This window comes from Actinotalea sp. Marseille-Q4924, assembly GCF_916618755.1.
Lineage (GTDB): Bacteria > Actinomycetota > Actinomycetes > Actinomycetales > Cellulomonadaceae > Actinotalea.
Genome location: NZ_CAKAKB010000002.1, coordinates 231,594 through 254,046, shown reverse-complemented (window position 1 = coordinate 254,046; position 22,453 = coordinate 231,594). Strand labels below are relative to the sequence as shown.

Genomic DNA, 22,453 nt, shown 5'->3' with positions numbered 1-22,453 from the left:
CGGGCGTCACACGACGCGGAGGGTGAACCAGACCACCTTGCCGCCGTCGGGCAGCAGCTCGCTGCCCCACCGCTGGGCGAGGTGCTGCACCAGCAGCATGCCGCGACCGTCGACGGCGTCCTGCGGCGGGTGGCGCACCACCGGGTGGGTCGTGCCCTCGTCCACGGCCTCGACGCGGACGACGTCCGCCGTCCCCCGGACCGTCACGGCGACCCGGCCGCCGGCCGGACCGTGCTTCTGCGCGTTGGCGACCAGCTCGGTGGTCAGGAGCGCGAGCGTCCGGTCCGTCGCGGCGGGCCAGCCCTGCCCGGCGACGACGTCGCGCAGCCACCGGCGGACCTCCGCCAGCGGGAGGTCGTCGACCTGGAGGCGGGCGACCTGCTCCGCGGCGGCAGCCGTGTCCTGACCGGCACCCGCCTCGTCCCCCGCTCCGGCCACGTCGAACGCGACGTCGCTCGCCTGGGCCGTCGGCAACGTCTCGGCGCCGCCGTCAGGGCTCAGGAACACCACGTCCCCTGCCGCGGGGGCTCACGGGCTCCACCGGGCGAAGGCGTCGCCCCGCGTCGGCGACCACCACGTGGCGCAGACCCAGCAGGTCCACGACCTCGCGCGCGCACGTGGAGCGGGCGTCGTGCAGGACCAGCGTCGCGTCGCGCTCCTCGCCGAAGCGGTCGAGCACGAGCATGCCGTGGTGGTCGATGAAGAGCAGGGCACCGGCGTCGACGTGGATCTCGCCGGCTCCCGGTCCCATGACCGGCCCGGGCGCGACCAGCTCGAGCGTGCGCCGCAGCGCCGTGGCGTCGGTGAGGTCCACCTCGCCGCGCAGGGCGAGGTCGTGCTCGTCGTCGAAGTAGAGCTGGAAGCGGGTCGCCCCGATGCTGGCCAGCGGGTGCACCTCCGCGAAGGCCGCCGCGACCTCGGCGCCGAGGAGGGACCGGTCGAACGCGCACATCACCGACACCGGGGCGCCGCGCGTCACCCGGTCGAGCGCCACCTCGTAGGCGAGGTGCACCGCCTGCTCCTCCGGGGTGCGGACCCACGGGGTGCCGTCCCCGGCGACGCGCAGACCGCGGTACCCCGACGCGGTCGCACGCCGGCCCCAGTCCGCCCAGAACGCCGCCTGCTCCCCGGGGTCGGACGGCCCGTCGTCGGGGCGCTGCGTCGGCAGGTCGAGGATGCTCAGGGTGCCGGAGCGTTCGAGGCGGTCCACGTCGAGGCCGACGAGCTCGGCGGCCAGCTCGTCGTGGGGCTTGGCGCCCACCCAGACGACCGCGAGGCCCTGCTCGACCCCCTCGGCGAGGAACCGGCTGGCGCGCCGGTGGAAGTCCGCCGCGTCGTCGAAGACCCAGCAGAGGTGGTCGTGCACGCTCAGCCCGTCCGGGGCGGCGACATCGCCTGCCGTGCGCATACCTCAGGGTCCCACCTCACCGGGCGAAAGACGAGCGTCTTGGTCACCAGGACCAGCCGGTCCTCGTGACCAGCGACGGCGCACGGCCTCAGTGCCGGCGGTGCAGCTTCATCCGCGGCGGGCGGCCGTCCGGATCCGCGATGACCCGGTACGCCGGGGTGACGAGCAGCCGGCGCCAGCGTGGCACCCCGTCGGGGTCGTGCGGGCGCAGCCGGCCCGGTGGCCGTGGACCCTCGCGACCGGCCTCGTGCCAGGCCTGGAGGGCCGCGGCGCTGCGTCGGATCGTGACGATGGCGTCCTCCGGGTCGAGCAGGCCGTCGTCGTCCTCGAGGTCGAGGTGCTCGCGCAGCAGCGCCAGGCGCAGGTCGCGCGCGAAGACGCGGGCGCCGTCGCCCAGGCCGCCGGGGTCCCGCGGCTCGCGCGGGTCCCGCGTCCCGTCGACGATCGCGGCGGTGAGCTCGGAGTCGTGCGTCCAGGAGCGGCGGTTGAAGTTGTCGCTGCCGACGGTCGCCCACACGTCGTCGACGACGCACACCTTGGCGTGCACGTACACCGGCAGGCTCGCGTGGTTCTCCACGTCGAGGACGAGCACCCGGTCCCCGCCCGCCTCGAGCACCAGGTCGAGCGCGACCGCGTGACCGTGCCTGGACGCCGCGACCGCCACCCGCCCGTCCTGGTCCGGGTACCGCGGGACGACGGCGACGAGGTGCAGCCCCGGCTCCCGGCGCAGGGCGTCGGCGAAGACCCCGGCGACCTCCGCGGACCACAGGTACTGGTCCTCGATGTAGACGAGGCGTCGCGCGCGGAGCATGGCCTTGCCGTACCCGCGGGCGGCGCTGCGCTCGCCGTCGGGCGCGAACGGGTAGCCGGGCCAGCGGTTCGGGTAGGTGCGCAGCAGCTGGACCGTCGCCGCGCCGGCCGCGGGAGGGTCCGGGTGCTGCGGCGGGAGGCGGTCGGCGCTGCGGTCCAGGCGGCGGGCCAGGTCCGGGATCGCGTGCCACGGGAGCCGGGACAGGGCGGCCCGGTCCGCCCACCGCTCGCGGAAGACGTCCTCGACGTCGCGCACCGAGGGACCGCGCACCTCCACCTGGACGTCGTGCCACGCGGGCGTGTCCCCGTACCAGTGCGAGAAGCCCTGCGGCTGCTCGTCGCCGTGGTGGTCGGCGTCGTCGCGCCGGCTGTGGGCGAGGTCCAGGCCGCCGACGAACGCGACGTCGTCGGCCGGGCGCGAGCGGTGGCGCAGGACGACGAACTTCTGGTGATGGCTGCCGAACGGCCGCACCCGCTGGTCGAGCAGCACCTCGCCGCCGTGGTCGTTGACGCTCTCCGCGAGCGTGCGGTTCTGCTCGTGCGAGAACTCCAGGCGGTCCAGGTGGGAGCGCCAGATGAGCCCCTTGACGACGACGCCGCGCCTGGCCGCCTCGCACAGCAGCCGGGACACCGTCAGGCCGTCGTCGCGGAGCTTCTGCCCCGGGTCCCCGCGCCAGTCCGCGAACAGCAGGAGGTCCCCCCGCCCGGCGGCCTCGACGACCTCGGCGAGCCGCTCGAAGTACGCCCGCCCGTGCAGCAGCACGCGCACGTCGTTGCCGTGCGTCCACGCGCGGAGCCGGGTCGCGGGGTTGCCCCGCTGGGAGTCCGTGAGGAGCCAGTCGTGGTGCTCGTCACCGGACCGCTCGGCGGGCACCTCGAACGACGACGGCGACGTGATCCGCAGCCCGTCGCGGCGCAGCGGCGGGCGCGAGAGCGAGGGACGGAGCACGGGCGCCACGGTGTCACACCGGGTGGGCGCGTGACCACGGCCTTCCGGGCGCACGGCGTGGTGTTGCGCCGTCCGGGCGAGGGCGGGCGGGCTCGAGGGGCGTGCCGGGCTGGAGGGGCGGCTGCGCGCCTAGTGGTGCCCGCGCAGCTTCATCCGGGGCGGGCGGCCGTCGGGGTCCACGAACGCCCGGTACGCCGGCGAGGAGGCGACGCGCTGCCACGTGCTGGGCTGGTGGCCGAGGACGTGGGAGCGGAGCCGGCCGGGCGGCCGCTCGCCGACGCACCCCGCCGCGTACCAGGCGTCCAGGGCCACCACCCGGTCGCGCAGGGTGGCGACGGCCTCCGCGGGGTCGACCAGGGCGTCGTCGTCGGCGGCCGTGAGGTCGAGGTGCTCGCGCCACAGCCGGAGGCGCAGGTCGCGCGCGAAGACGCGCGCGCCGTCACCGAGACCCGCGGGGTCGCGCGGCTCGCGGGGGTCCCGCGCCTCGTCGACGACGGCGGCGGTCAGCTCGGAGTCGTGGGTCCAGGAGCGGCGGTTGAAGTTGTCGCTGCCGACCGTCGCCCAGACGTCGTCGATGACGCAGACCTTGGAGTGCACGTAGACCGGCCGCCCGACGGCGTTCTCGACGTCGAGGATGAGGACGCGGTCACCACCGGCCTCGTGGACCATGTCCAGCGCCTGGGTGTGCCCGTGCAGCGTGATGGGCAGGCGACGCTCCGCCTCCTGCTCGGGGAACCGCGGGACCACGGCGACGAGTTGCAGGCCGGGCTCGTTGCGCAGGGCCTCCGCGAACACCGCCGCGACGGACTCCGACCACAGGTACTGGTCCTCGATGTAGACGAGCCGCCTCGCCCGGCGCAGCGCCTTGGCGTACCCCCGCGCCACGGTCCGCTCGCCGTGCGGCGCGAACGGGTAGCCACCCCAGCGGTTCGGGTAGGTCCGCAGGAGCTGGACGGTGCAGGTGCCGACCGGCTCGGGCGACGGCAGGGGCTCGGGCAGCGGGTCCGGCCGGCGCTCGGGCAGGTCGAGCAGGTGGGGCACGAGGTGCCAGGGCCGCCGGGACAGCGCCGACGGGTCCTCCCAGCGCTCGCGGAACACCTCCTCGACGCACCGGACGGCGGGGCCACGGATCTCCACCTGCACGTCGTGCCACGCCGGCCGGCCGCCGTACCAGGTGTTGAACGGCATGCGCTGGGGGTCGCCGCGGTGGTCGGCGTCGTCGCCGCGGGAGTGCGCGACGTCGATCCCGCCGAGGAAGACGACGTCCAGCTGCGGGCGACCCGGGTGGCGCAGGACGACGAACTTCTGGTGGTGGCTGCCGAAGGGACGGACGCGCTGGTCCAGCAGCACCTCGCCGCCGTGCTCGTTGACCGTCTGCGCGAAGCGGCGGTTCTGCCGCACCGAGAACTTGAGCCGGTCCAGCTGGGAGCGCCACACGAGGCCGCGGACGAGCACGCCGCGGTGCGCCGCCTGGGACAGGAGCTGCGCGACGGTCGTGCCGTCCGGGCGCACGCACTCGTCGGGGTCGACGCGCCACCCGACGAACAGCAGCAGGTCACCGGCGCGCATGCGCTCCACCGCGGCGGCCAGGGCGGCGAAGTAGGGCCGGCCGTGGACGAGCGGGCGGACGGCGTTGCCCTCCGTCCACGTGCGGACGGCGGAGTGCGGGTTGCCGCGCTGCGAGGCCGACAGCAGCCACGGGTGGCTGCCCTCGAGGGGCACGGGCGGCGGGACGGTGAACCGGTCGGTCTCCAGGAGCGGGACGCCGTTGCGCCGGGTCGTGCTGCGCGGCGGCGGTGTGGCGAGCGACGGCTCGGTCCCGTAGGGCTGCGGACGCCAGGAGCGGACGAGGTCACGGACCGCGTCGCGGGAGGTGGTGCGGGACGTGCTGCTGGTGGCGGCGTCCCGGGGGGTGCGACGGCGGATGATCGCCGGCGCGTCCGGGTACCGGCGGTCCGGGCGCCGACTGTCGCCCTGCTCGTGCACCTGGACCCGGGAGGTCACCACAGCACCACGGTCGCACACGCAGGCCTGTCCTGCCGGGTCGTCGTGTCGTCGGCCCGGGCGCGCGGCGTCGTCGTCGGGCGCCGCCGCGCGCCGGGCGTCTCCCGTCAGGCCTCGACGACGACGGCGATGACGACCGGGCCCTGGCGCGTCTTGCGTCGCAGCGAACGGTCGACGGCCTTGCGGACCAGCTCGTCGAGGCGGTCGACGTCCTCGAGCTCCTCCCGCGGTGCGCGGCCGAGCGCCTGCTCGACGTCGCGGGTGACGCCCTGGAGCGTCTCGGGGCTCACGGCGACGCCGCGGCCCACGAACTCGAGCGGCTCGGCGAGCCGGGCGCCCGGGACGTCGACGATCGCGACCACGGTGAGCACGCCGTTGTCCCGCAGGGCGCGGCGCTCGTCGAGGGTCTGCTCGTCGGCGTGACCGACGGTCTGGCCGTCCACGTAGACGTAGTCCGCCTGGACAGCGCCGGCGATGGTGGCCTCGCCGTCCACGAGGTCCACCGCGACGCCGTCGCGCGCGATGACGACCCGGTCGGCCGGCACGCCCGTGCGGATGGCGAGCTCGGCGTTGGCGCGCAGGTGCTTGGACTCGCCGTGGACCGGCATGACGTTGCGCGGACGGACGATGTTGTAGCAGTACACGAGCTCGCCGGCGCTGGCGTGGCCGGACACGTGGACCTTGGCGTTGCCCTTGTGGACGACGCGCGCGCCCCGGTCCGTCAGCTTGTTGATGAGGCCGTAGATCGCGGTCTCGTTGCCGGGGATGAGCGAGCTCGCGAGGAGCACGGTGTCGCCCTCGGCGAGGCGGATCTGGTGGTCGCCGTTCGCCATGCGCGCCAGGGCCGCCATCGGCTCGCCCTGGGACCCGGTGCAGATGAGGGTCACCTTGTCGTCCGGCATGGACTCGAGCTTCTGGGCGTCCACGACGAGGCCGCGGGGCACGTTGAGGTACCCGAGGTCGCGCGCGATCCCCATGTTGCGGACCATCGAGCGGCCGACGAAGCCGACCTTGCGGCCGTGCGTGCTCGCGGCGTCGAGGATCTGCTGGATGCGGTGCACGTGGCTGGCGAAGCTCGAGACGATGATCCGCCGGGGCGCCGTCGCGAAGACCTGGTCGATGGCCGGGGACAGCTCCTGCTCGGAGAGCGTGAAGCCCGGGACCTCCGCGTTGGTGGAGTCGGTGAGGAAGAGGTCGACCCCCTCCTCGCCGAGCCGCGCGAAGTGACGAAGGTCGGTGATCCGGTCGTCGAGCGGGAACTGGTCCATCTTGAAGTCGCCGGTGTGGAGCACGAGGCCCGCGGCCGTGCGGATCGCGACCGCGAGGCCGTCCGGGATGGAGTGGTTGACGGCGATGAACTCCAGCCCGAACGGGCCGGCCGTGTGCGTGTCGCCCGCCTCGACGTGGACCGTCGTCGGCGTGATGCGGTGCTCCTTGAGCTTCGCCTCGACGAAGGCCAGCGTCAGGCGCGACCCGATCACCGGGATGTCGCGGCGCTCGCGCAGCAGGTACGGGACGCCGCCGATGTGGTCCTCGTGGCCGTGCGTGAGGACGATGCCGACGACGTCGCCGAGCCGGTCCCGCAGCGAGGCGAAGTCCGGGAGGATCACGTCGACGCCCGGCTGGTGGTCCTCGGGGAAGAGCACGCCGCAGTCGACGACGAGCAGCTTGCCCTCGTGCTCGAAGACGGTCATGTTGCGGCCGATCTCACCGAGGCCGCCGAGCGGGGTCACCCGAAGGCCTCCGCGGCGCAACGGGGGCGGTGTCGAGAGCTGCTGGGTCGAGGCGATCTGCACGTGGGCTCCTAGCGCGTCCGCGCCGGGGCGGGACGAGTGGTCGTGGTCGGCGCGAGGCGCCGTTGGGTGGGTCCTGCTGGGTTCGTGGTGCTGCGTCGTGCTGCGTCGTGCTGCGTCGTGCTGGTGCGCGGTGGTGCTTGGTGGTGCTCAGTCGGTGGCGTCGGCCAGCAGCGGGGCCAGCTCGAGCTCGGGGCGGTCGCGCTGGAGGCCGCGCAGCCGCCAGATGTCGCGGAAGAGGGCGAGGCGGACGCCGTCGGACCGGTGCGCCAGCTCGACGCCGGACACGCCGGCGAGCAGCTCCGCGTCACGGTCGGTGGCGAGGCGCGCGACGGAGTAGCCGAGGGGCTCGGTGCGGATGGGGGCGCGGAACTCGTTCTCCATGCGGAACGCCGCGACCTCGAACTGCAGCGGGCCGACGGCGGCCAGGATCGGCTGGCCGTCGCCGCGCGCCTCGGAGATGAGGACCTGGACGACGCCCTCCTGCTCGAGCTGCGCGACGCCCTTGCGGAACTGCTTGGAGCGGCCCGGGTCGGCGACGCGCGCGGCGAGGAAGTGCTCGGGGGCGAACACCGGCAGCGGGGGGAACTCGACCGCAGGGCCCTCGGGGTCGAACAGCGTGTCCCCGACGCTCAGCGACGTCGCGTTGACCAGGCCGACGACGTCACCCGGGTACGCCTCGTCGATCGTCTCCCGCTCCCGGCCGAAGACGGACGCCGCGTACTTGGTGGCGAAGGGTCGGTTCGTCTGCGCGTGCGTGTACACGCCGCCGCGGCGGAAGACGCCGGAGTTCACGCGGAGGAAGGCGACGTGGTCCCGGTGGTTCGGGTCCATCCCCGCCTGCATCTTGAAGACGACGCCGCTGAACGGTGCCTCCACGGTGCGCGCGGCCCCGCGGACGTCCTCCCGCGGACCGGGAGGCGGTGCCAGCGTGGTGACGACCTCGAGGAGCTGCCGCACGCCGATGTTCGTGAGGGCCGCACCGAAGAGCAGCGGCGTGGTCTCACCGGCCAGGAAGGACGGCATGTCCGGCTCCGGCAGCAGGCCCATGGAGTCGACGGCGTGGTCCACACGGTCGGGCCAGCGCTCGCGCGCCTGGTCGAGCGTCAGCCGCTCCTCCTCGGCGAGCGTCGCGCCGCCGGGTGCGCGGCGGTACCCCATGACGTCGTCGGGCCGGCGGGTGTCCAGGAGGCCCTGGAGGTCACCGGCGTCGCCCACCGGCCAGGTCACCGGGGTGGCGCGGAGCTGGATGCGGTTCTCGAGCTCGTCGACGAGGGTGAGCGCGTCGCGGCCGGGGCGGTCCCACTTGTTGACGAACGTGATGACCGGGATGCCGCGGCGACGGCAGACGGCGAAGAGCTTGAGCGTCTGCGGCTCGAGGCCCTTGGCGGCGTCGAGGAGCATGACCGCGGCGTCGACCGCGGTGAGGACGCGGTAGGTGTCCTCGGAGAAGTCGGCGTGGCCGGGGGTGTCGAGGAGGTTGATGACGACGCCGTCGACCTCGAACTGCAGGGCGGCGGAGGTGATGGAGATGCCGCGCTTCTGCTCCATCTCGAGCCAGTCCGAGACGACACCCGCGCGGTTCCCCTTGCCGTGGACGGCCCCGGCCTGGGTGATCGCACGGGCGTGGAGGGCGAGCGCCTCGGTCAGCGTCGACTTGCCGGCGTCGGGGTGGGAGATGACCGCGATGCTGCGGCGGGGCGCGCCGGCCGGCGTTCGGACGGCCGTGACGGCGGTCGTCGGCCCGGCGGTCGCAGGGTTCGCGGAGGCTGACGCCGGGGAGGGGGTGTCCCCTTCGGCGTGAGCAGGGACCGCGGACGACTCGAGCACGACGAGCCAGTCTACCGGGGTGGTGGGAGGCGCGGCGGTGGTGGGCTCGGAGTGAGGCGGCGGCGGCCTGGGAGCAGGGTGGTGTCCCGCCCGACCCCCGTCCGTCCCGACCCGTTCGTGTGCATCGGCTCAGGGTGAACTCGCAAGACAGTGCACGATCCCGCGGACGCTGCGTCGTCCACAGCGTCGACGGTCCCCCGCATCCATGTCAGTGGCCGTTCGTACAGTTGTTCGAGTCAGCAGTCGGCGTCCCTCGTGGCGCCGAGCGCGGTGCGAGCAGCAGGGGGCGGCGTGACCACGGTCTTGGGCGCGGACAGGGCGTCCGTCCATGTCCGGCTGGAGGTGCTGGAACGGGCCGTCTCCGCCGTCGCCGCCGTAGAGCCCGCCGACCTGGACGGTGCCGCGGCCGCGGAGCTGTTCACCCGGCTGCACCACGTGGCCGACCGCCTGCGCGCGCTCGCCGTCAGCGTGCTGCCGGTGATCGAGACGGATGGGCTGTGGGCGGTCGAGGGGCACCGCACGGCGGCGCAGTGGGTGGTGCACCGCACCGGGGTGTCGGCGTCGGCGGCGCGGCGGGACCTGCGCCTGGGGCGGGCGCTGCGGGACGAGCTGCCGGTGACCGGCGAGGCGGTGCGTGCCGGGACGGTGGGTGTGGAGCACGCGCGGGTGCTGGCGGGCGTGGCGGCGACCTCCGACGCCCGACGCGAGGCGCTGGCGGACCCGGGCTCCGCGTGCGGGGAGGGGTTCCTGGTCCGTCACGCGGCGTCGTTGCCGGTGGACCCGTTCCGGTCCCTGGTGCGCCGGTGGGCCGCGGCGGCCGACCCCGACGCGGACGACCGCGGCTACACCGACGCGGTCCAGCGGGAGTTCCTGGACGTCTCGGCCACCCTGGGCGGGTACCACCTGGCCGGGTTCCTCACCCACGAGCACGGCACCGTCCTGGCCACCGCCCTGGCCGCGGTCACCACCGCACCGCAGGGCGCCGACCCCACGCGCGAGAGATCTGCAGCCGCCGACGAGAGCGGCGCACCTCGTGATGAGCGGTCCGCGGGACAACGACGCGCCCAGGCGCTGTGCGACCTGGCCCGCACCGTCCTGGACCGGGGACTGGCCGGCGCTGGCGCGGCCGTGCGACCGCACCTGACCATCCACCTCGACGCCGAGCACCTCCTGCCGGCCTGGACCGAGCGGCTGCGCCACGCCGCGACGACGCCGGACGTCACCGCCGGTGCTGCCCGCTCCAGCGGCACCGGCCCCGGTGCACCCCGTGCCGGGACGGCGGGCCCGGCGACGTGGGACGACACCACCCCGGTGCCCCTGACCGTGCTGCGGCGCCTGGCCTGCGACAGCGAGATCACCCGCATCCTGCTCGGCCCGGGCTCCACAATCCTGGACGTCGGGCGCGCCGCGCGCACCGTCACCGGACAGCTCCGCCGAGCCGTCATCACCCGCGACCGGCACTGCGCCTACCCCGGCTGCCACACACCCCCCGACCGGTGCGAGGTCCACCACCCCCACCACTGGGCCGACGGCGGCCCCACCTCCCTGACCAACTCCGTGCTCCTGTGCTGGCACCACCACGACCACGTCCACCGCACCGGCACCACCATCACCACCGACGCGACCGGGACGACCTCGACGATGACCGTGCACCCGCGGTGGGTCTTCCACGACCGCAACGGCCGGCACCTCGGCACCACCGGCCCACCACTGTCCCGACCACCACCACGTACCCCATGACCACCCCGGGGTAGCTCGACGGCACCGTCGTGCTGGCCGTGCATGCCGAAGGCCCCGCCCTCGGTGAGGAGGACGGGGCCTTCGCCCCCTGGGAAGGGTTCAGTGGTGCTGCGTTCTCGCCTCCCAGGCGGCGAGGTCAACCGCTCGATCGCGGCCGGTCAAGCCCTCAGGCGTTGACGGACTGCCGCGGCGCGACACCCGCACCGGCCGGGACCAGCGCCCGCAGCGCGAACCCGGTCGCGGCGAACAGCACACCCATGCCCGCAGCGAACGCGGCCACACCGAACGCGATCACCGACGTGAACAGCGACGCCCGCAGGAACGAGCCGTTCATCACCGAGGCGCGCGCCGGGTCCTCACGGTCCAGCTCGGCGTAGGTCTTGCCACCGGAGCCCTCCAGCGCGTGCTTGTTGATGATGTCCGCCTGCACGTACGCGTCCAGCGGACCATTCACCACGTTCCCACCGAACGCCATCGCGTCGTCGGGGATCGTGATGTTCTCCGCCACCAGCTGGCTGCGCACGGTGATCCAGGTCGCGGCACCACCGGCGACGAGGAGTGCGCCGGCGACGATCAGCAGGATCGCGATGATCCGCACAGGCTTGGCGTTGACGACCGTGGTGGACATGGGTCCACTCCCTTCCCAGGAACTTCTCCGTGTGCCGGGAAACCCTGACCAGGGCCGTCCCGGTGAGCCGTCTGCGGCTCGATGACCACACTCTTTCCCACGCCGAACGCCGTTCATTAGGCCCAAAGGCTCCCGGACCAAGGGCCCACGGCGAACCGCCTCGGATACGGATCCGCAGGTCAGCGCCTCGGGCACGGCGCGACACGGCAGTCGTCGCCCGGAGCCGGGCCGACGTGATCCCGGTCACACAGCGACGGACTACCGGGGAAGCACCTCGATCAGCTCGCGCCCGACCTCGCGCAGGAGCACCGGCGCCCGGGCCAACGAGTCCTCCGTCGACGCCGCCCGGTCCACGAGGGACCACACGCGGGCGAGACCGACGCGCGCCGACGCATCGGCGCCCAGACGATTCACGCCGCAGACGGCGACCACCGGCGGCAGCGCTCCTGCCCGTCCTTCCCGCGTCGCCCGCACCACCCCGATGACGGCCTTCCCCCGCAACGACTGCTCGTCGAGGCAGCCCTCCCCCGTGACCACCAGGTCTGCCGCTGCGACCTCGCGGTGGAAGCCGACCAGCTCGAGAACGAGGTCCACACCCGAGCGCACCGTGCCGCCGAGACCGGCCATCAGCCCGTACGCCAGGCCCCCTCCGGCTCCGGCGCCGGGCAGGTCCGGCGCCACCCCGACGACGTCCGCCCAGCGAGAGAGGGCCTCGTCGAGCCGCAGCACGTCGTCGGCGGTCGCTCCCTTCTGCGGCCCGTAGACCGCTGCAGCGCCGTCGGCACCGAGGAGCGGGTTGTCGACGTCCGTGGCGACGATCACCTCCACGCCGGCGAGCCGTTCGCGGGCGGGCTCCAGGTCCACCGTGGCGACCTGGGCCAGCCCGGCACCGCCGTCGGGGACGGGCCGGCCCCGACCGTCCAGCAGCCGGGCGCCGAGCGCTGCCAGCATCCCCGCTCCGCCGTCGGTGCACGCCGTCCCCCCCACGCCGACGACGACGCGCCGGGCGCCCGCGTCCACCGCCGCACCGATGGCCTCACCCACGCCGCGGCTTCCGGCCGTCAGCGGGCGAAGGCCTCGCCCCTGCAGGAGCCTCAGCCCGGACGTCGCGGACGACTCCACGACGGCCGTCCGGCCACGGACGGCGGTGCGAGCGACCACCGGCGCCCCGTCGGGACCCGTCACCGTGACGTCGAGCGGCCTCCAGCCGCGCGCGAGGAGAGCGGCAACGGTCCCGTCGCCCCCGTCCGCGACCGGGACCGTCCGGATCCGGACCTCCGGGGAGACGTCCCTGATCCCCGCGGCGAGGGCGTCGGCCACCTGCGCCGCGGTGAGGCAGCCCTTGAACTTGTCGGGCGCCAGCACCACGGTCGGCTCGTCCACGCCACCATCCTCACGGACGCACGGGCCTGTCGTCAGACCGGTGCACGACCAGACGCGCCGCGGGCGCCGCTCCTGGACGCGCGACCGGATGCACGAGCCCATGCCCCTTCATACGGTCGACAGGTGACCGGCGGTGCCCGACCGGGGCTCGCCTCACCGACGAAGGAGGCAACATGCGGACCACCGCGATGATGGAGACCTACCCGGCGTCGATCAACCTGGACCGGGAGCTGCTGGCCCGGGTCGTCGACGCCGCCGCGGAGTGCGGCCAGGCGTGCACGTCGTGCGCGGACGCCTGCCTCAGCGAGGAGATGGTCGCCGACCTCCGCACGTGCATCCGGACGAACCTGGACTGCGCCGACATCTGCGAGACGACCGCGCGGGTGCTCTCGCGCCACACCGGCTACGACGCCACTATCACCCGTGCGCAGCTGGAGGCGTGCATCGCCGCGTGTCGCTCCTGCGGGAACGAGTGCGAGCAGCACGCCGAGATGCACGAGCACTGCCGGGTGTGCGCCGATGCGTGCCGCGCCTGCGAGACGGCCTGCGCGGAGCTCCTCGCCACCATCGGCTGAGCCCACTGCCGCCGGTCGGCGCGCCCGCGCGCCGGCCGGTGTGGCACGCGGGCGCTCCACGCCGGACCGCCCGAGGCGGGACGCCCGCCGGCGCTGCGTCGACGGCCCACGCTCAGAGGCGCGCCGACGACCCGACGACCTGCGCACGCAGGTCCCGCAGCGGCGGTGCCCCGAGCGGCTCCGTGAGCCACCGCGAGGAGACCGACCGCGTCGCCGCGTCGACCTCCACCGCGAGCCGGTGCGGCGTCTCCACGAAGGCGAGGTCCAGCCGGAGCCGCTCCCCGACCCACCCGCCGCTCACGGCTACGGGGACCCGGGCGCCCGGACCTGCGGCGTCCGACAGGTCCACGTCGTGCACCTGCCACGCCTCCCCCACGACGTCGGTCCGGAGTCGGACGGCGCCGTCGTCGGCCTCGAGCTCGACCACCCAGCGCGCCTCGCTCGTCGCCTCGGCACCCACCCGGGTCGTGGTCAGCTGCACGCCGACCGGCCCGGACGCGGCCTCCGTGCGCAGGTCCAGCCAGGGCTCCGCCGACGGCGGCGCGGTGTCGCCCGGCACGCCCGGCAGCGTCAGGGCGGCGAGGCGCGCCGCCAGGGCGTCGTCGGCCGACGGGTCCCCCGACGCACCCGCACCGGCGCGATCCCCGGCACCCATCGCCGGCAGCAGGTGCTCCCACGCGGCGTCGAGCACCTCCTGCATCGCCTCGGTCGCGGCGGTCATCGCCAGCACGGCGTCCTGCTCGGGCAGCACCACGCAGAACTGCCCGTAGGCGCCGTCGCCGCGGTACCCGTGCCGGGACATCCAGAACTGGAAGCCGTAGCCCTGGGACCAGTCGACCGGCCGGTCCTGGCCGGCGTTCGCGACATGGGACCGGGTGGCCTCGTCGACCCAGGCCTCGGGCACGAGCCGGCTCCCGCCCCAGTGCCCGCCCTGCAGGTAGAGCAGGCCGAGCCGCGCGACGGCGTCGGTGGTGGCGTGCAGGCCCGAGAAGCCCAGCTCCATCCCGGCGTGGTCACGGTGCCACGCGACGTCGCCGATCCCGAGCGGGTCCAGCACGCGCGGCCGCAGGTATTCCGTGAGGCCCAGCCCGCTGCGTCGGGTGATGATCGCGGCGACCGTGTACGTGCACGGCTGGTTGTAGGCGAAGACCGTGCCGGGCTCCTCGTCCGGCGGCAGCAGCAGGAAGCCCCGGACCGGGTCGGCGCCGTCGATCTCGAGCACCCGGTCCAGCGTCTCGTCCCGGTGCCCGCTGGCCATCGCGGCGACGTGACGGACCAGCATGCGGCGGCTCCGCTCGTCGGTGACCACGGCGTCGAGCTCGGGGAAGTGGGACAGGACGGTGTCGTCGAGCGACACGAGCCCCTCCTCCACCGCGAACGCCAGCGCCGTCGACGTGAAGCTCTTGCTCAGCGAGTACAGGAGGTGCCGCCGGTCGCGCGCGTAGGGCGCCCACCAGCCCTCCGCGACGACGTGCCCGTGACGCAGCAGCATGAGGCTGTGCGGCTCGATGACCGGCGACGCCTCCAGCACGTCCAGGAACGCCTGCACCCCCCGCGCGTCCACCCCCTGCTCGCGCGGCGCGCTCGAGGGCAGGGCTGCACCGGCGGGCGGCGTGGCGGCGGTCTGTGTCTGCGCGGACGACGACGCCCGGGTGTCGGTCATGCGTCCGTCCTACCAGGCCCGACGGGCTCGCGCGACGACGGCGACGCGTCAGCCCAGCGTGAGCGGCGCGAAGCCCTGGCCACCGTCCGTTGACAGCAGGACCCGCGCGCCGGTGATGCCGACGACGTGCAGCGCGCCGTCCACGAGCGCCGCGTCGAGCGCCTCGGGCGGCCCGCCGAGCGACCCGCGCTCCTCCCACGTCGCGCCACCGTCGACGCTCACGTGCACGCTGCCGTCCGGCGCCGCCCCTACGACGGTGGCGTGGTCGGCGAAGGCGACCCGCTGCAGCAGCGGCCCGTCGACCGGCTCCCAGGTGCGGCCGCCGTCGGCGGAGCGCTGCGGCCCGTCCTGGTGCGTGACGACCACGGTGCCGCCGTCCGGCGAGACCGCGAGCGCGTACGGCGCCACCGGCGGGTCCAGCTGCTCCCACTCCCGCCCGTCGGTGCTCGACCACAGCCCGGCGGCGTCGAACCCGAGGACGACCGAGTCAGCGGCCGCGAGGGCGTGGAAGTCCGACTCCCCGCCGCGCGAGAGCACGGTCCAGGTCTGCCCGCCGTCGGTCGACTCGATGAGACCCATGGGCTCGGGCAGGTCGACACCGGGGCCGGGGTGACCGGAGGCGAGGAGCCGCCCGGGCTCCGGGGCGGAGAAGCCCATGAGGTCGATCTGCGGACCGACGGAGGTCATGCCATCGGGGCCGTACCGCACGACGCCCTCGTGGGTCGCGACGAGCACGACGCCGTCCTCCTCGAGCGCCACGCCGTGCACGTGCCCGCCCGGGACCGGCGGGGCCTCCTCGCCGGCCTGTGCCCCTGCCTCGTCGTCCGCGTCCGGCGTGGCGGTCGCCGTCGGCGCGCTCGACTGCGAGGGCGGTACGGCCTCGGACGGTGCCGGGCTCACCCCGGGCGTGGCCGTCCCGGAGCCGCAGGCGGCGAGCAGGAGGACGACGACGGCGCCCGTCGTCGTGGTCGTCAGCGTGCGGTGCAGCATGGGCGGAACTATCGCACCGTCACCTCGACGGCGTCCCGGACGACCGCTGCGAGGTCGTCGTCCGTCGCCGCCGCCACGCGCCGCTGCCGGTCCGCGCCGGTCCCCCGGGACAGCACCTCCTCGACGTGCTGCTCGACCCACGGTGCGTCACCGCTCGCCGCGAGCGCCGGGCGGACGTGCTCGACGAGGTCCTGCACGACCTCGGCGGCCGGTGCCGCCCGCCGGTGCACCGGGTGGACGAGCTCCGTCGTCAGGCCGGACCGGCTCGCGCGCCACGACGCCATCCGCAGGAGCGGCGTCGGCACGTCGTCGGCCGGCTCGCCGGCGCGCCACTGCGCGGCGGCCGTCTCGACCAGCCCGCGCGACAGGGCGGCGACCAGCACGGCGTCCTCCGGCTGGAGGCACACGTCGGCCACCCGGACCTCGACCGTCGGGTACGACCGCGACAGCCGGGCGTCGAAGTACATCATCCCCTCGTCCACGAGCGCGCCCGTGGACAGGAGGTCGGCGACGAGCCGGTGGTACCCCTCGGGCGAGCCGAACCGGTCCGTCGGCCCCGTGGTGGGGAAGCGCTGGAACACCTGCGTGCGGTAGCCCGCGTAGCCGGTGTCGGCGCCGTTCCAGTACGGCGAGTTGGTCGACAGGGCGGTGAGCACGGCCAGCCACGGACGGATGCGGTCCAGCACCGCGACGCCCTCCTCGTCCGACTCCACGCCGACGTGCACGTGGCACCCGCACGTCAGCTGCTCGTCGGCGGTGACGCCCATGAGCTGCGCCATCGCGCGGTACCGGGTCACCGGCGTGAGCACCGGCACACCGGGCCGCGGGGATGTGCCGAGGGCGACCACCCGGGCGCCGACCTCCTGCGCTGCCGCGTCCGCCCGTCGCCGCAGCCCTCGCAGGTCGTCGACGAGGTCCGTGAGGAGGGTCCGTGGCGGCGTCGCCGTCTCCACCTGCTGCTGCTGCAGCTCGGTCTCCAATGGCGTCCCGGGACGGTCGGCGCCGTCGGCGCCGTCGTGGCCGGGTGTGCCCGCGTCCGCGCCGTCGGCGTCGCTCGGTGTGCCGGCGGTCCGGACGTCCCGCGCGACGACGACGGGGCCGACCGGGACCAGCTCGCCGCTCGTCGGGTCGACGAGCAGCAGCTCCTCCTCGACACCCATCGTGCGCGGCTGGGACCGCGGGCCGGGGTGACGTGTGGCGTTGTGGGTCATGGGTGTGGGTGACCTTCCGACGGGCGGGCCAGCTCGTGATCAAGCGACCGACAGCCTCACACGCCGAACCTGCGGACGCGCGTCGTGCCGGGTCCCGACGCACGTCTCCTCCCGCTACGCCGACGACGGCGTCGCTGGTCGCCCCGGCAGCAGCGGCCGCGTCGGGAGAAGGAGAGCTGCCCGAGGTGCCCGCCGCGCGCGCAGTACGGTCGGCCCTGCGGCGCACGGCGACGGGCCGCCCTGGGCATCCACGCGGAGGGAGAGACATGCCGGACCCCGACCACGGCCCCTCCCGCGGCCGCCCGCCGCACCTGCGCCCGTCGCTGGTCCTGCTCGTCGCGGCCGGCGGCGCGGTCGGGACGGCGGCGCGCTACGGCGTGACGACGGTCGTGGGCCCGGGCGACGGCTGGCCCACCGCGACGTTCGCGGTCAACCTGCTCGGCGCCTTCCTCCTGGGGCTGCTGCTCGAGCGGCTCGCGCGGCGGGGACCGGAGTCGGCGGGGGCGCGTCGTGTCCGGCTGGCCGTGGGCACCGGGCTGCTCGGCGGGTTCACGACGTTCAGCACGCTCGCGATCGAGGTGGAGCGGCTCGCCGCCGCGGGCCGGCCCGCGCTCGGGATCGCCTACGGCCTGGTGAGCGTCGCCGCGGGGTTCGTCGCCGCGCTGCTGGGCGTCCTCGCCGCCGCCCGGCACCGCGACGACCGGGTGGCGCTGCCCGAGGACCCGGACGTCGCGGAGCGCATCGGGCAGCCCGTGGGTGAGGACCACCGATGACGGTCCTCGTCGTCGTCCTGCTCGGCGGGGTCGGCGCCGCAACAAGGTTCGTCGTCGACGGCGCCGTCCGCGCCCGGCGGGGCACCGCCTTCCCCGTCGCGACCATGACGATCAACGTGACCGGGTCCCTGCTCCTCGGCCTCCTGACGGGCGCGCACCTCTTCCACGGCCTGGGATCGCTCACCCTGGCCGCGGGCGCCACCGGGTTCTGCGGCGGCTACACGACCTTCTCCACCGCGATGGTCGAGACGGTGCACCTCGTCCAGGCGGGCGAGACCCGGCGCGCCGTCGTGAGCGCGCTGGGGACCCTCGTCCTCTGCGTCGCGGCGGCGGCGCTCGGCGTCGGCGTCCTGTGGCTCGCCGCCGGGCTCAGCCCTGGGCCAGTGCCCGGGTGACGATCTGCAGGAGCTCGTCGGGGGCCAGCCACATGGACGGGTAGGAGCCGCTCCAGCGCTGTGTCCCGTCGGCGTCGACGAGGACGAACCCGTGACCCGGCAGCCCGGCGTGCATGCCGGTGCCGAGCATGCCGTAGGCGTCCGAGACGGTGCCGTCGTCGAGCAGGAACGGCGCCTCGACGCCCAGGCGGGCGCGGTCGGCGTTGATCTGCTCCGCGGTGTTCATGACGATCGGCAGGACGGTGATGCCGGCCTCCGCGAACCCCGGGTGCTTCTCGATCTCGGCCATCTGCGTCAGGCAGGAGTCGCAGCCGGCACCCTCGTTGAAGTACAGGACCACCGGTCCGCCGCGGTGCTCCGCGAGGGACACGGTGCCGCCGTCCGAGGCCGCGAGGGTGAAGGGCGGCGCGGTCCGCCGGTCCGCGGACTCCACGGGGCGCGACGTGAGCAGCCCGACGGTGACCAGCGCGCCGACCACGAGGAGGGCGGCGGCGACCACGCCGGCACGCGCCCGGGACCGCGCGGGCCCGTGCTGCCCGGTCTCGACCTGCTGCTGTGCGGCGATGCGTCGCATCGCGGTCCCGGACGTCATGGTCGGTCCTCCTGAGGAGCGGCGGGGACGGGTGTTGCGGGGGTCGGGTCGTCCTCGGCGGCGCCGGCGACGACGGCCACCACGCCGTGACGGCGTCGGTCGGCGAGCGTCACCCACACGAACAGGCCCACCAGGGCGAGCAGGCCGAGCCCGAGGACGGGCTCCGGGACGGGGCTGAGGACGTCCTGCACCACGGCGAAGAACCCGGTGAGCGCCGTGCTCGCCCGCTCCTGCGCGGCGGTGCCGCCGGTCATCTCGGTGGAGCCGGCGAGCGCCACGACGAACCCCGCCATGACGACGAAGGCGACGGCGACGGCGACGTTGAGGGTGTTGGTGGCGACGAGCCGCCCGGCGACGCGGAAGCGCACCGGCCGGGCGCGCAGGAAGCGACGCTCCCCCAGCCGGGCCGTGTCCCACAGCAGGGCCATGAGGAACAGCGGGAACACCATCCCGAACGTGTACGCCACCCCGAGGGTCAGGCCGCCCAGGGCGCTGCCGGACAGGGCCGAGAGGGTCATGACCCCGGCGAGGACGGGTGCGCAGCAGCTCGACGCCACGCCGGAGAAGACGCCGAGCGCGAAGAAGCTCCCCGTGTCGCCGCGCCGGGTGTCGGGGGCGCGGAGAGCGGAGGGCAGGGACCACATCCGTCCGGACAGTGCGAGGACCGCCAGCGCGAGCATGAGCGCGGCACCCGCGTAGTACAGCGGCGCGTGGTACCGCGCGATCGCCCCGGCGACCAGGCTCATCCCCAGGGTGATGGGCACGAGCACGAGTCCCAGCCCCGCGGCGAACACGAACGTCAGCGGGAGCAGACGCCACCGGGCGTTCTTGACCGCCCCGGCGAGGTAGCTCGGCGCCAGGAACACGATGCAGCACGGCGCGAAGAGCGCCACGCCGCCGGCGAAGAACGCGGCCAGGATGCTGCCCGTGGCCAGGAGCTCGGTGCCCACGGCTCAGCGCCCCGAGGTCGTGGCCGGCACCCGGCCGCCCAGCACCATCCGGAGGAACTTCTTGCGCGGGAAGCGGCCGCTGCTGAAGAACGTGCCGTCGACCAGCACGAGGGGGTTCATCGCCGGGCGATGGGCCGCGACGAGCGCGCGGCCTGCCGGGGAGTCGATCGACACGACGGTGAGGTGGACGGGGTGGTCCCGGGCGAGCTCGCGCAAGGACTCCTGTGCCTCGTCGCAGAAGTGGCACGCGGGGCTGTGCACGAGGGTCACCTCGTACGGCTCGGCGAAGGGGCCGGGGCTCACGATGCCTCCAGGGCGCGGGTGCGGCAGTGCTGACACCTGAACCGTGGCGGCCACGCACCGGCCCGGCGGTCACCGTTCGATGGAGGTTCGGTCAAGATGCCCGACCCGGCGCCTCGCGCGGCGGTCACGGCCGCAGCGACCTCCCGTCGCGGGCGAGTGACCCACGCCGGCTCGATCAAGGTTCGGTGAAGATCCCCCCGCCGACCAGGGCGCGCCCGGGCCGCGGGACCGCGACGGCGGTCAGAATGACCCGGTGAGCACGCCAGCGAGCCGCCCGACGAGCGGCACCCCCACCGGACCGGCGGCCGCGCCGCGCCGGCGCGCCGTCGTCGTCGACGACGAACGGGCGCTGGCCGACGTGGTGCGCAGCTACCTGGAGCGCGACGGCTTCGAGGTCGCGACCGCGGCCGACGGCGAGGCGGGTCTGGAGCTCGTGCGCACGGTCGACCCCGACCTCGTCGTCCTCGACCTCGGGCTGCCCGGGATGGACGGGATCGAGGTGTGCCGGTCGCTGCGGACCTTCTCGGACTGCTACGTCGTCATGCTCACCGCCCGCGCCGACGAGGTGGACATGCTCATCGGCCTCTCGGTGGGCGCCGACGACTACATGACCAAGCCGTTCAGCCCGCGGGAGCTCATGGCGCGCGTCCGCACGCTGCTGCGACGGCCGCGGGCCTCGACGAGGCCGGCGGAGCCGCCGGTCCCCCCGCTGACGATCGGTGCCCTGCGGATCGACACGGCGGCCCGCGAGGTGCACCTCGACGGCGCACCGGTGAACCTCACCCGCACCGAGTTCGACGTCCTGGCCGCCCTGGCCGCCCGCCCCCACGCGGTGCTCAGCCGGTCGGCGCTCATCGAGGCCGTGTGGGGCGCGAACTGGGTCGGCGACGAGCACCTCGTCGACGTCCACGTCCTGCACGTCCGGCAGAAGCTCGGCGACACCGCGACGGAGCAGCGCTACGTCCGCACGGTCCGTGGGGTGGGGTACCGCATCGGCACGGGCGGATGACCGCGGACGGGGGACGGCGCCAGACCGCGCGGGGGTCGCGGTCCGGGCTCACGGGCCGGCTGCTCACGGCGCTGGCCCTCGTCCTCGTGACCGCGGGTGTCACGGCGTGGCTGGTCGCCGGCGTCGTCGGACCGCCGATCTTTCACGAGCACATGCTCCGCAGCGACGTCGAGGCGACCGGCTCCGCCGTCAGCCACGCCGAGGAGGCGTTCCTCACGGCCGGCGCCCTGTCGCTCCTCATCGCCCTCGGCACCGCGGCCCTGGTCGCCCTCGGGGTCAGCCTCTTCCTCACCCGCCGCATCGGGGCCTCGCTGGGCCAGCTGACGTCGGCGGCGCAGCTCGTGGCCGGGGGTCGCTTCGAGGCCCGCGTGCCGGACCCCGGCATGGGGCCGGAGCTGGACGAGCTCGCCGGCGCGTTCAACCACATGGCCGCCCGCCTCGACGAGAGCGAGGGTCTGCGGCGCCGGCTCCTGTCGGACGTCGCCCACGAGCTGAGGACGCCCGTCGCGACGCTCTCGGCGCAGCTGGAGAGCATCGAGGACGGTGTCGTGCCGCTCGACGAGGCCACGATCCAGGTGCTGCGCGACCAGGGTGCGCGGCTGACGCGCCTCGCGGAGGACCTCGCCGCCGTGACCCGCGCGGAGAGCGGCGACGTCCGCCTCGACGTGTCCCGCCGGCAGCCCGCGGAGCTCGTCGCCGCGGCCGCCGCGGCGGTCGGGCCCCGCGCGGAGGCGGCCGGCGTCGCCGTCGTCACGGACGCACCGGCCGACCTGCCCGCGCTCCTGGTGGACCCCGAACGGATCGCCCAGGTGCTCGGCAACCTCCTCGACAACGCGGTCCGCCACACGCCCGCCGGCGGCACGGTCACCCTGGGCGCCAGGGCGGCCCGAGGCCGGGTGGAGCTCACCGTCCGGGACACCGGCGAGGGCATCGGAGCCCAGCACCTCCCGCACGTCTTCGAGCGCTTCTACCGCGCCGACGACGCCCGTGACCGGCACAGCGGCGGCTCCGGGATCGGCCTGGCGATCACCAAGGCCCTGGTCGAGGCGCACGGTGGCACCGTCCGCGCCACCAGCGAGGGCCGAGGGCACGGGAGCACGTTCGTCGTCAGCCTGCCGGCGGCCCCTGCGGCACCCGTCCGCTGAGCCGGGTCGCGTCCAGCTCGTCGCGCAGGACGCGGTAGGTCGCCGGGTCGATCTCCCCCGACGCGAGCCGGGCGTCGAGGACCTCCCAGGCCGACGGAACCCGTCGCGCCGGGAAGAGCCGGCTCACGCCCCACACCACGAGCGCGACGACCGCGACCCAGAAGACGATCATCCAGGTCCAGCCACCCACTCCCATCTGGGTGCACCACGGGCCCATGGGGGTCCCCTCTCCTCACGGCACCCCGTCCGGGTGCCCACGCCACGACCCTGCGCCACCTGCCGCGAAGAGCGCGCTCCCGATC

The 22,453-nt window shown here is 75.0% G+C and carries 21 protein-coding genes; 6 read left to right on the top strand and 15 right to left on the bottom strand.

Annotated features, from left to right (window positions below; translation table 11 throughout):
* Positions 1–6: 6 nt before the first annotated feature.
* From LG379_RS05430 to LG379_RS05405, 6 genes are all read right to left on the bottom strand, one after another.
* Positions 7–507, bottom strand: a complete 501-nt coding sequence (locus LG379_RS05430) for an ATP-binding protein (RefSeq protein WP_225753573.1) — start codon at positions 505–507, stop codon at positions 7–9.
* Positions 491–1,408, bottom strand: coding sequence for an MEDS domain-containing protein (locus LG379_RS05425; protein WP_225753572.1), 918 nt, complete (start codon positions 1,406–1,408; stop codon positions 491–493). The genes LG379_RS05430 and LG379_RS05425 overlap by 17 nt, the downstream gene beginning before the upstream one ends.
* An 88-nt stretch (positions 1,409–1,496) precedes the next feature.
* Positions 1,497–3,167: a phospholipase D family protein gene (locus LG379_RS05420; protein ID WP_225753571.1), complete on the bottom strand. Its 1,671-nt coding sequence runs from the start codon at positions 3,165–3,167 to the stop codon at positions 1,497–1,499.
* Positions 3,168–3,296: 129 nt separating this feature from the next.
* The gene (locus LG379_RS05415) at positions 3,297–5,171 is read right to left on the bottom strand and encodes a phospholipase D family protein (RefSeq protein WP_225753570.1); all 1,875 of its coding nucleotides are present in this window, start codon (positions 5,169–5,171) and stop codon (positions 3,297–3,299) included.
* Positions 5,172–5,278: 107 nt separating this feature from the next.
* Positions 5,279–6,865: a ribonuclease J gene (locus LG379_RS05410; RefSeq protein ID WP_370634457.1), complete on the bottom strand. Its 1,587-nt coding sequence runs from the start codon at positions 6,863–6,865 to the stop codon at positions 5,279–5,281.
* A gap of 249 nt (positions 6,866–7,114) precedes the next feature.
* On the bottom strand, positions 7,115–8,794 hold the full coding sequence (locus LG379_RS05405; protein ID WP_370634435.1) for a peptide chain release factor 3: 1,680 nt from the start codon (positions 8,792–8,794) through the stop codon (positions 7,115–7,117).
* A gap of 291 nt (positions 8,795–9,085) precedes the next feature.
* Here LG379_RS05405 and LG379_RS05400 point away from each other — a divergent pair, with 291 nt between their 5' ends.
* Positions 9,086–10,534 (top strand): HNH endonuclease signature motif containing protein, encoded by a 1,449-nt coding sequence (locus LG379_RS05400; RefSeq protein WP_225753568.1) that lies wholly within the window; start codon positions 9,086–9,088, stop codon positions 10,532–10,534.
* A 166-nt stretch (positions 10,535–10,700) separates the two neighbouring features.
* Here the strand turns inward: LG379_RS05400 and LG379_RS05395 are convergent, their stop codons facing one another.
* Positions 10,701–11,162 (bottom strand): aromatic ring-opening dioxygenase LigA, encoded by a 462-nt coding sequence (locus tag LG379_RS05395; RefSeq protein ID WP_225753567.1) that lies wholly within the window; start codon positions 11,160–11,162, stop codon positions 10,701–10,703.
* Positions 11,163–11,420: 258 nt separating this feature from the next.
* Positions 11,421–12,545, bottom strand: a complete 1,125-nt coding sequence (locus LG379_RS05390; RefSeq protein WP_225753566.1) for a glycerate kinase — start codon at positions 12,543–12,545, stop codon at positions 11,421–11,423.
* Positions 12,546–12,718: 173 nt separating this feature from the next.
* On the opposite strand from LG379_RS05390, the gene LG379_RS05385 reads away from it, so the two are divergent.
* Positions 12,719–13,120, top strand: a complete 402-nt coding sequence (locus LG379_RS05385) for a four-helix bundle copper-binding protein (RefSeq protein WP_225753565.1) — start codon at positions 12,719–12,721, stop codon at positions 13,118–13,120.
* 112 nt (positions 13,121–13,232) lie between these two features.
* Here LG379_RS05385 and LG379_RS05380 read toward each other — a convergent pair whose 3' ends face one another.
* Genes LG379_RS05380 through LG379_RS05370 form a run of 3 tightly spaced genes read right to left on the bottom strand, consistent with a single transcriptional unit; the run spans position 13,233 to position 16,984 of the window.
* Positions 13,233–14,783: a serine hydrolase gene (locus LG379_RS05380; RefSeq protein ID WP_225753564.1), complete on the bottom strand. Its 1,551-nt coding sequence runs from the start codon at positions 14,781–14,783 to the stop codon at positions 13,233–13,235.
* A gap of 48 nt (positions 14,784–14,831) precedes the next feature.
* Positions 14,832–15,773: a F510_1955 family glycosylhydrolase gene (locus LG379_RS05375; RefSeq protein ID WP_225753563.1), complete on the bottom strand. Its 942-nt coding sequence runs from the start codon at positions 15,771–15,773 to the stop codon at positions 14,832–14,834.
* Between the two features lie 8 nt (positions 15,774–15,781).
* Positions 15,782–16,984: a glutamate--cysteine ligase gene (locus LG379_RS05370; protein WP_225753562.1), complete on the bottom strand. Its 1,203-nt coding sequence runs from the start codon at positions 16,982–16,984 to the stop codon at positions 15,782–15,784.
* Between the two features lie 266 nt (positions 16,985–17,250).
* On the opposite strand from LG379_RS05370, the gene LG379_RS05365 reads away from it, so the two are divergent.
* Positions 17,251–17,757, top strand: a complete 507-nt coding sequence (locus tag LG379_RS05365; RefSeq protein WP_225753561.1) for a CrcB family protein — start codon at positions 17,251–17,253, stop codon at positions 17,755–17,757.
* On the top strand, positions 17,754–18,152 hold the full coding sequence (locus tag LG379_RS05360; protein WP_225753560.1) for a CrcB family protein: 399 nt from the start codon (positions 17,754–17,756) through the stop codon (positions 18,150–18,152). The genes LG379_RS05365 and LG379_RS05360 overlap by 4 nt, the downstream gene beginning before the upstream one ends.
* Here the strand turns inward: LG379_RS05360 and LG379_RS05355 are convergent.
* From LG379_RS05355 to LG379_RS05345, 3 genes are read right to left on the bottom strand one after another with little or no spacing between them, the layout of a single operon-like run.
* The gene (locus LG379_RS05355; RefSeq protein WP_225753559.1) at positions 18,127–18,744 is read right to left on the bottom strand and encodes a peroxiredoxin; all 618 of its coding nucleotides are present in this window, start codon (positions 18,742–18,744) and stop codon (positions 18,127–18,129) included. The genes LG379_RS05360 and LG379_RS05355 overlap by 26 nt on opposite strands.
* On the bottom strand, positions 18,741–19,694 hold the full coding sequence (locus tag LG379_RS05350) for a cytochrome c biogenesis CcdA family protein (RefSeq protein WP_225753558.1): 954 nt from the start codon (positions 19,692–19,694) through the stop codon (positions 18,741–18,743). Before LG379_RS05350 ends, LG379_RS05355 begins: the two co-directional genes overlap by 4 nt.
* A gap of 3 nt (positions 19,695–19,697) precedes the next feature.
* Positions 19,698–19,997 carry a glutaredoxin family protein gene (locus LG379_RS05345; RefSeq protein ID WP_225753557.1) on the bottom strand — a complete coding sequence of 100 codons (300 nt, stop codon included), beginning with the start codon at positions 19,995–19,997 and terminating at the stop codon, positions 19,698–19,700.
* A 253-nt stretch (positions 19,998–20,250) separates the two neighbouring features.
* On the opposite strand from LG379_RS05345, the gene LG379_RS05340 reads away from it, so the two are divergent.
* Together LG379_RS05340 and LG379_RS05335 are read left to right on the top strand one after the other, a co-directional pair.
* Positions 20,251–21,006 (top strand): response regulator transcription factor, encoded by a 756-nt coding sequence (locus tag LG379_RS05340; protein WP_225753556.1) that lies wholly within the window; start codon positions 20,251–20,253, stop codon positions 21,004–21,006.
* Complete coding sequence (locus tag LG379_RS05335) at positions 21,003–22,151, top strand: cell wall metabolism sensor histidine kinase WalK (RefSeq protein ID WP_225753555.1); 1,149 nt, start codon at positions 21,003–21,005, stop codon at positions 22,149–22,151. The genes LG379_RS05340 and LG379_RS05335 overlap by 4 nt, the downstream gene beginning before the upstream one ends.
* Here the strand turns inward: LG379_RS05335 and LG379_RS05330 are convergent.
* Positions 22,114–22,347: a hypothetical protein gene (locus tag LG379_RS05330; protein WP_225753554.1), complete on the bottom strand. Its 234-nt coding sequence runs from the start codon at positions 22,345–22,347 to the stop codon at positions 22,114–22,116. The genes LG379_RS05335 and LG379_RS05330 overlap by 38 nt on opposite strands.
* Between the last annotated feature and the right edge of the window lie 106 nt (positions 22,348–22,453).

Excerpts from the sequence above, each read along its gene's own strand:
- LG379_RS05355 (WP_225753559.1), bottom strand. The coding sequence starts at position 18,744 with ATGACGTCCGGGACCGCGATGCGACGCATCGCCGCACAGCAGCAGGTC.
- LG379_RS05385 (WP_225753565.1), top strand. The coding sequence starts at position 12,719 with ATGCGGACCACCGCGATGATGGAGACCTACCCGGCGTCGATCAACCTG.
- LG379_RS05410 (WP_370634457.1), bottom strand. The coding sequence starts at position 6,865 with ATGACCGTCTTCGAGCACGAGGGCAAGCTGCTCGTCGTCGACTGCGGC.
- LG379_RS05380 (WP_225753564.1), bottom strand. The coding sequence starts at position 14,783 with ATGACCGACACCCGGGCGTCGTCGTCCGCGCAGACACAGACCGCCGCC.
- LG379_RS05360 (WP_225753560.1), top strand. The coding sequence starts at position 17,754 with ATGACGGTCCTCGTCGTCGTCCTGCTCGGCGGGGTCGGCGCCGCAACA.
- LG379_RS05330 (WP_225753554.1), bottom strand. The coding sequence starts at position 22,347 with ATGGGAGTGGGTGGCTGGACCTGGATGATCGTCTTCTGGGTCGCGGTC.
- LG379_RS05425 (WP_225753572.1), bottom strand. The coding sequence starts at position 1,408 with ATGCGCACGGCAGGCGATGTCGCCGCCCCGGACGGGCTGAGCGTGCAC.
- LG379_RS05375 (WP_225753563.1), bottom strand. The coding sequence starts at position 15,773 with ATGCTGCACCGCACGCTGACGACCACGACGACGGGCGCCGTCGTCGTC.
- LG379_RS05365 (WP_225753561.1), top strand. The coding sequence starts at position 17,251 with ATGCCGGACCCCGACCACGGCCCCTCCCGCGGCCGCCCGCCGCACCTG.
- LG379_RS05370 (WP_225753562.1), bottom strand. The coding sequence starts at position 16,984 with ATGACCCACAACGCCACACGTCACCCCGGCCCGCGGTCCCAGCCGCGC.
- LG379_RS05395 (WP_225753567.1), bottom strand. The coding sequence starts at position 11,162 with ATGTCCACCACGGTCGTCAACGCCAAGCCTGTGCGGATCATCGCGATC.
- LG379_RS05335 (WP_225753555.1), top strand. The coding sequence starts at position 21,003 with ATGACCGCGGACGGGGGACGGCGCCAGACCGCGCGGGGGTCGCGGTCC.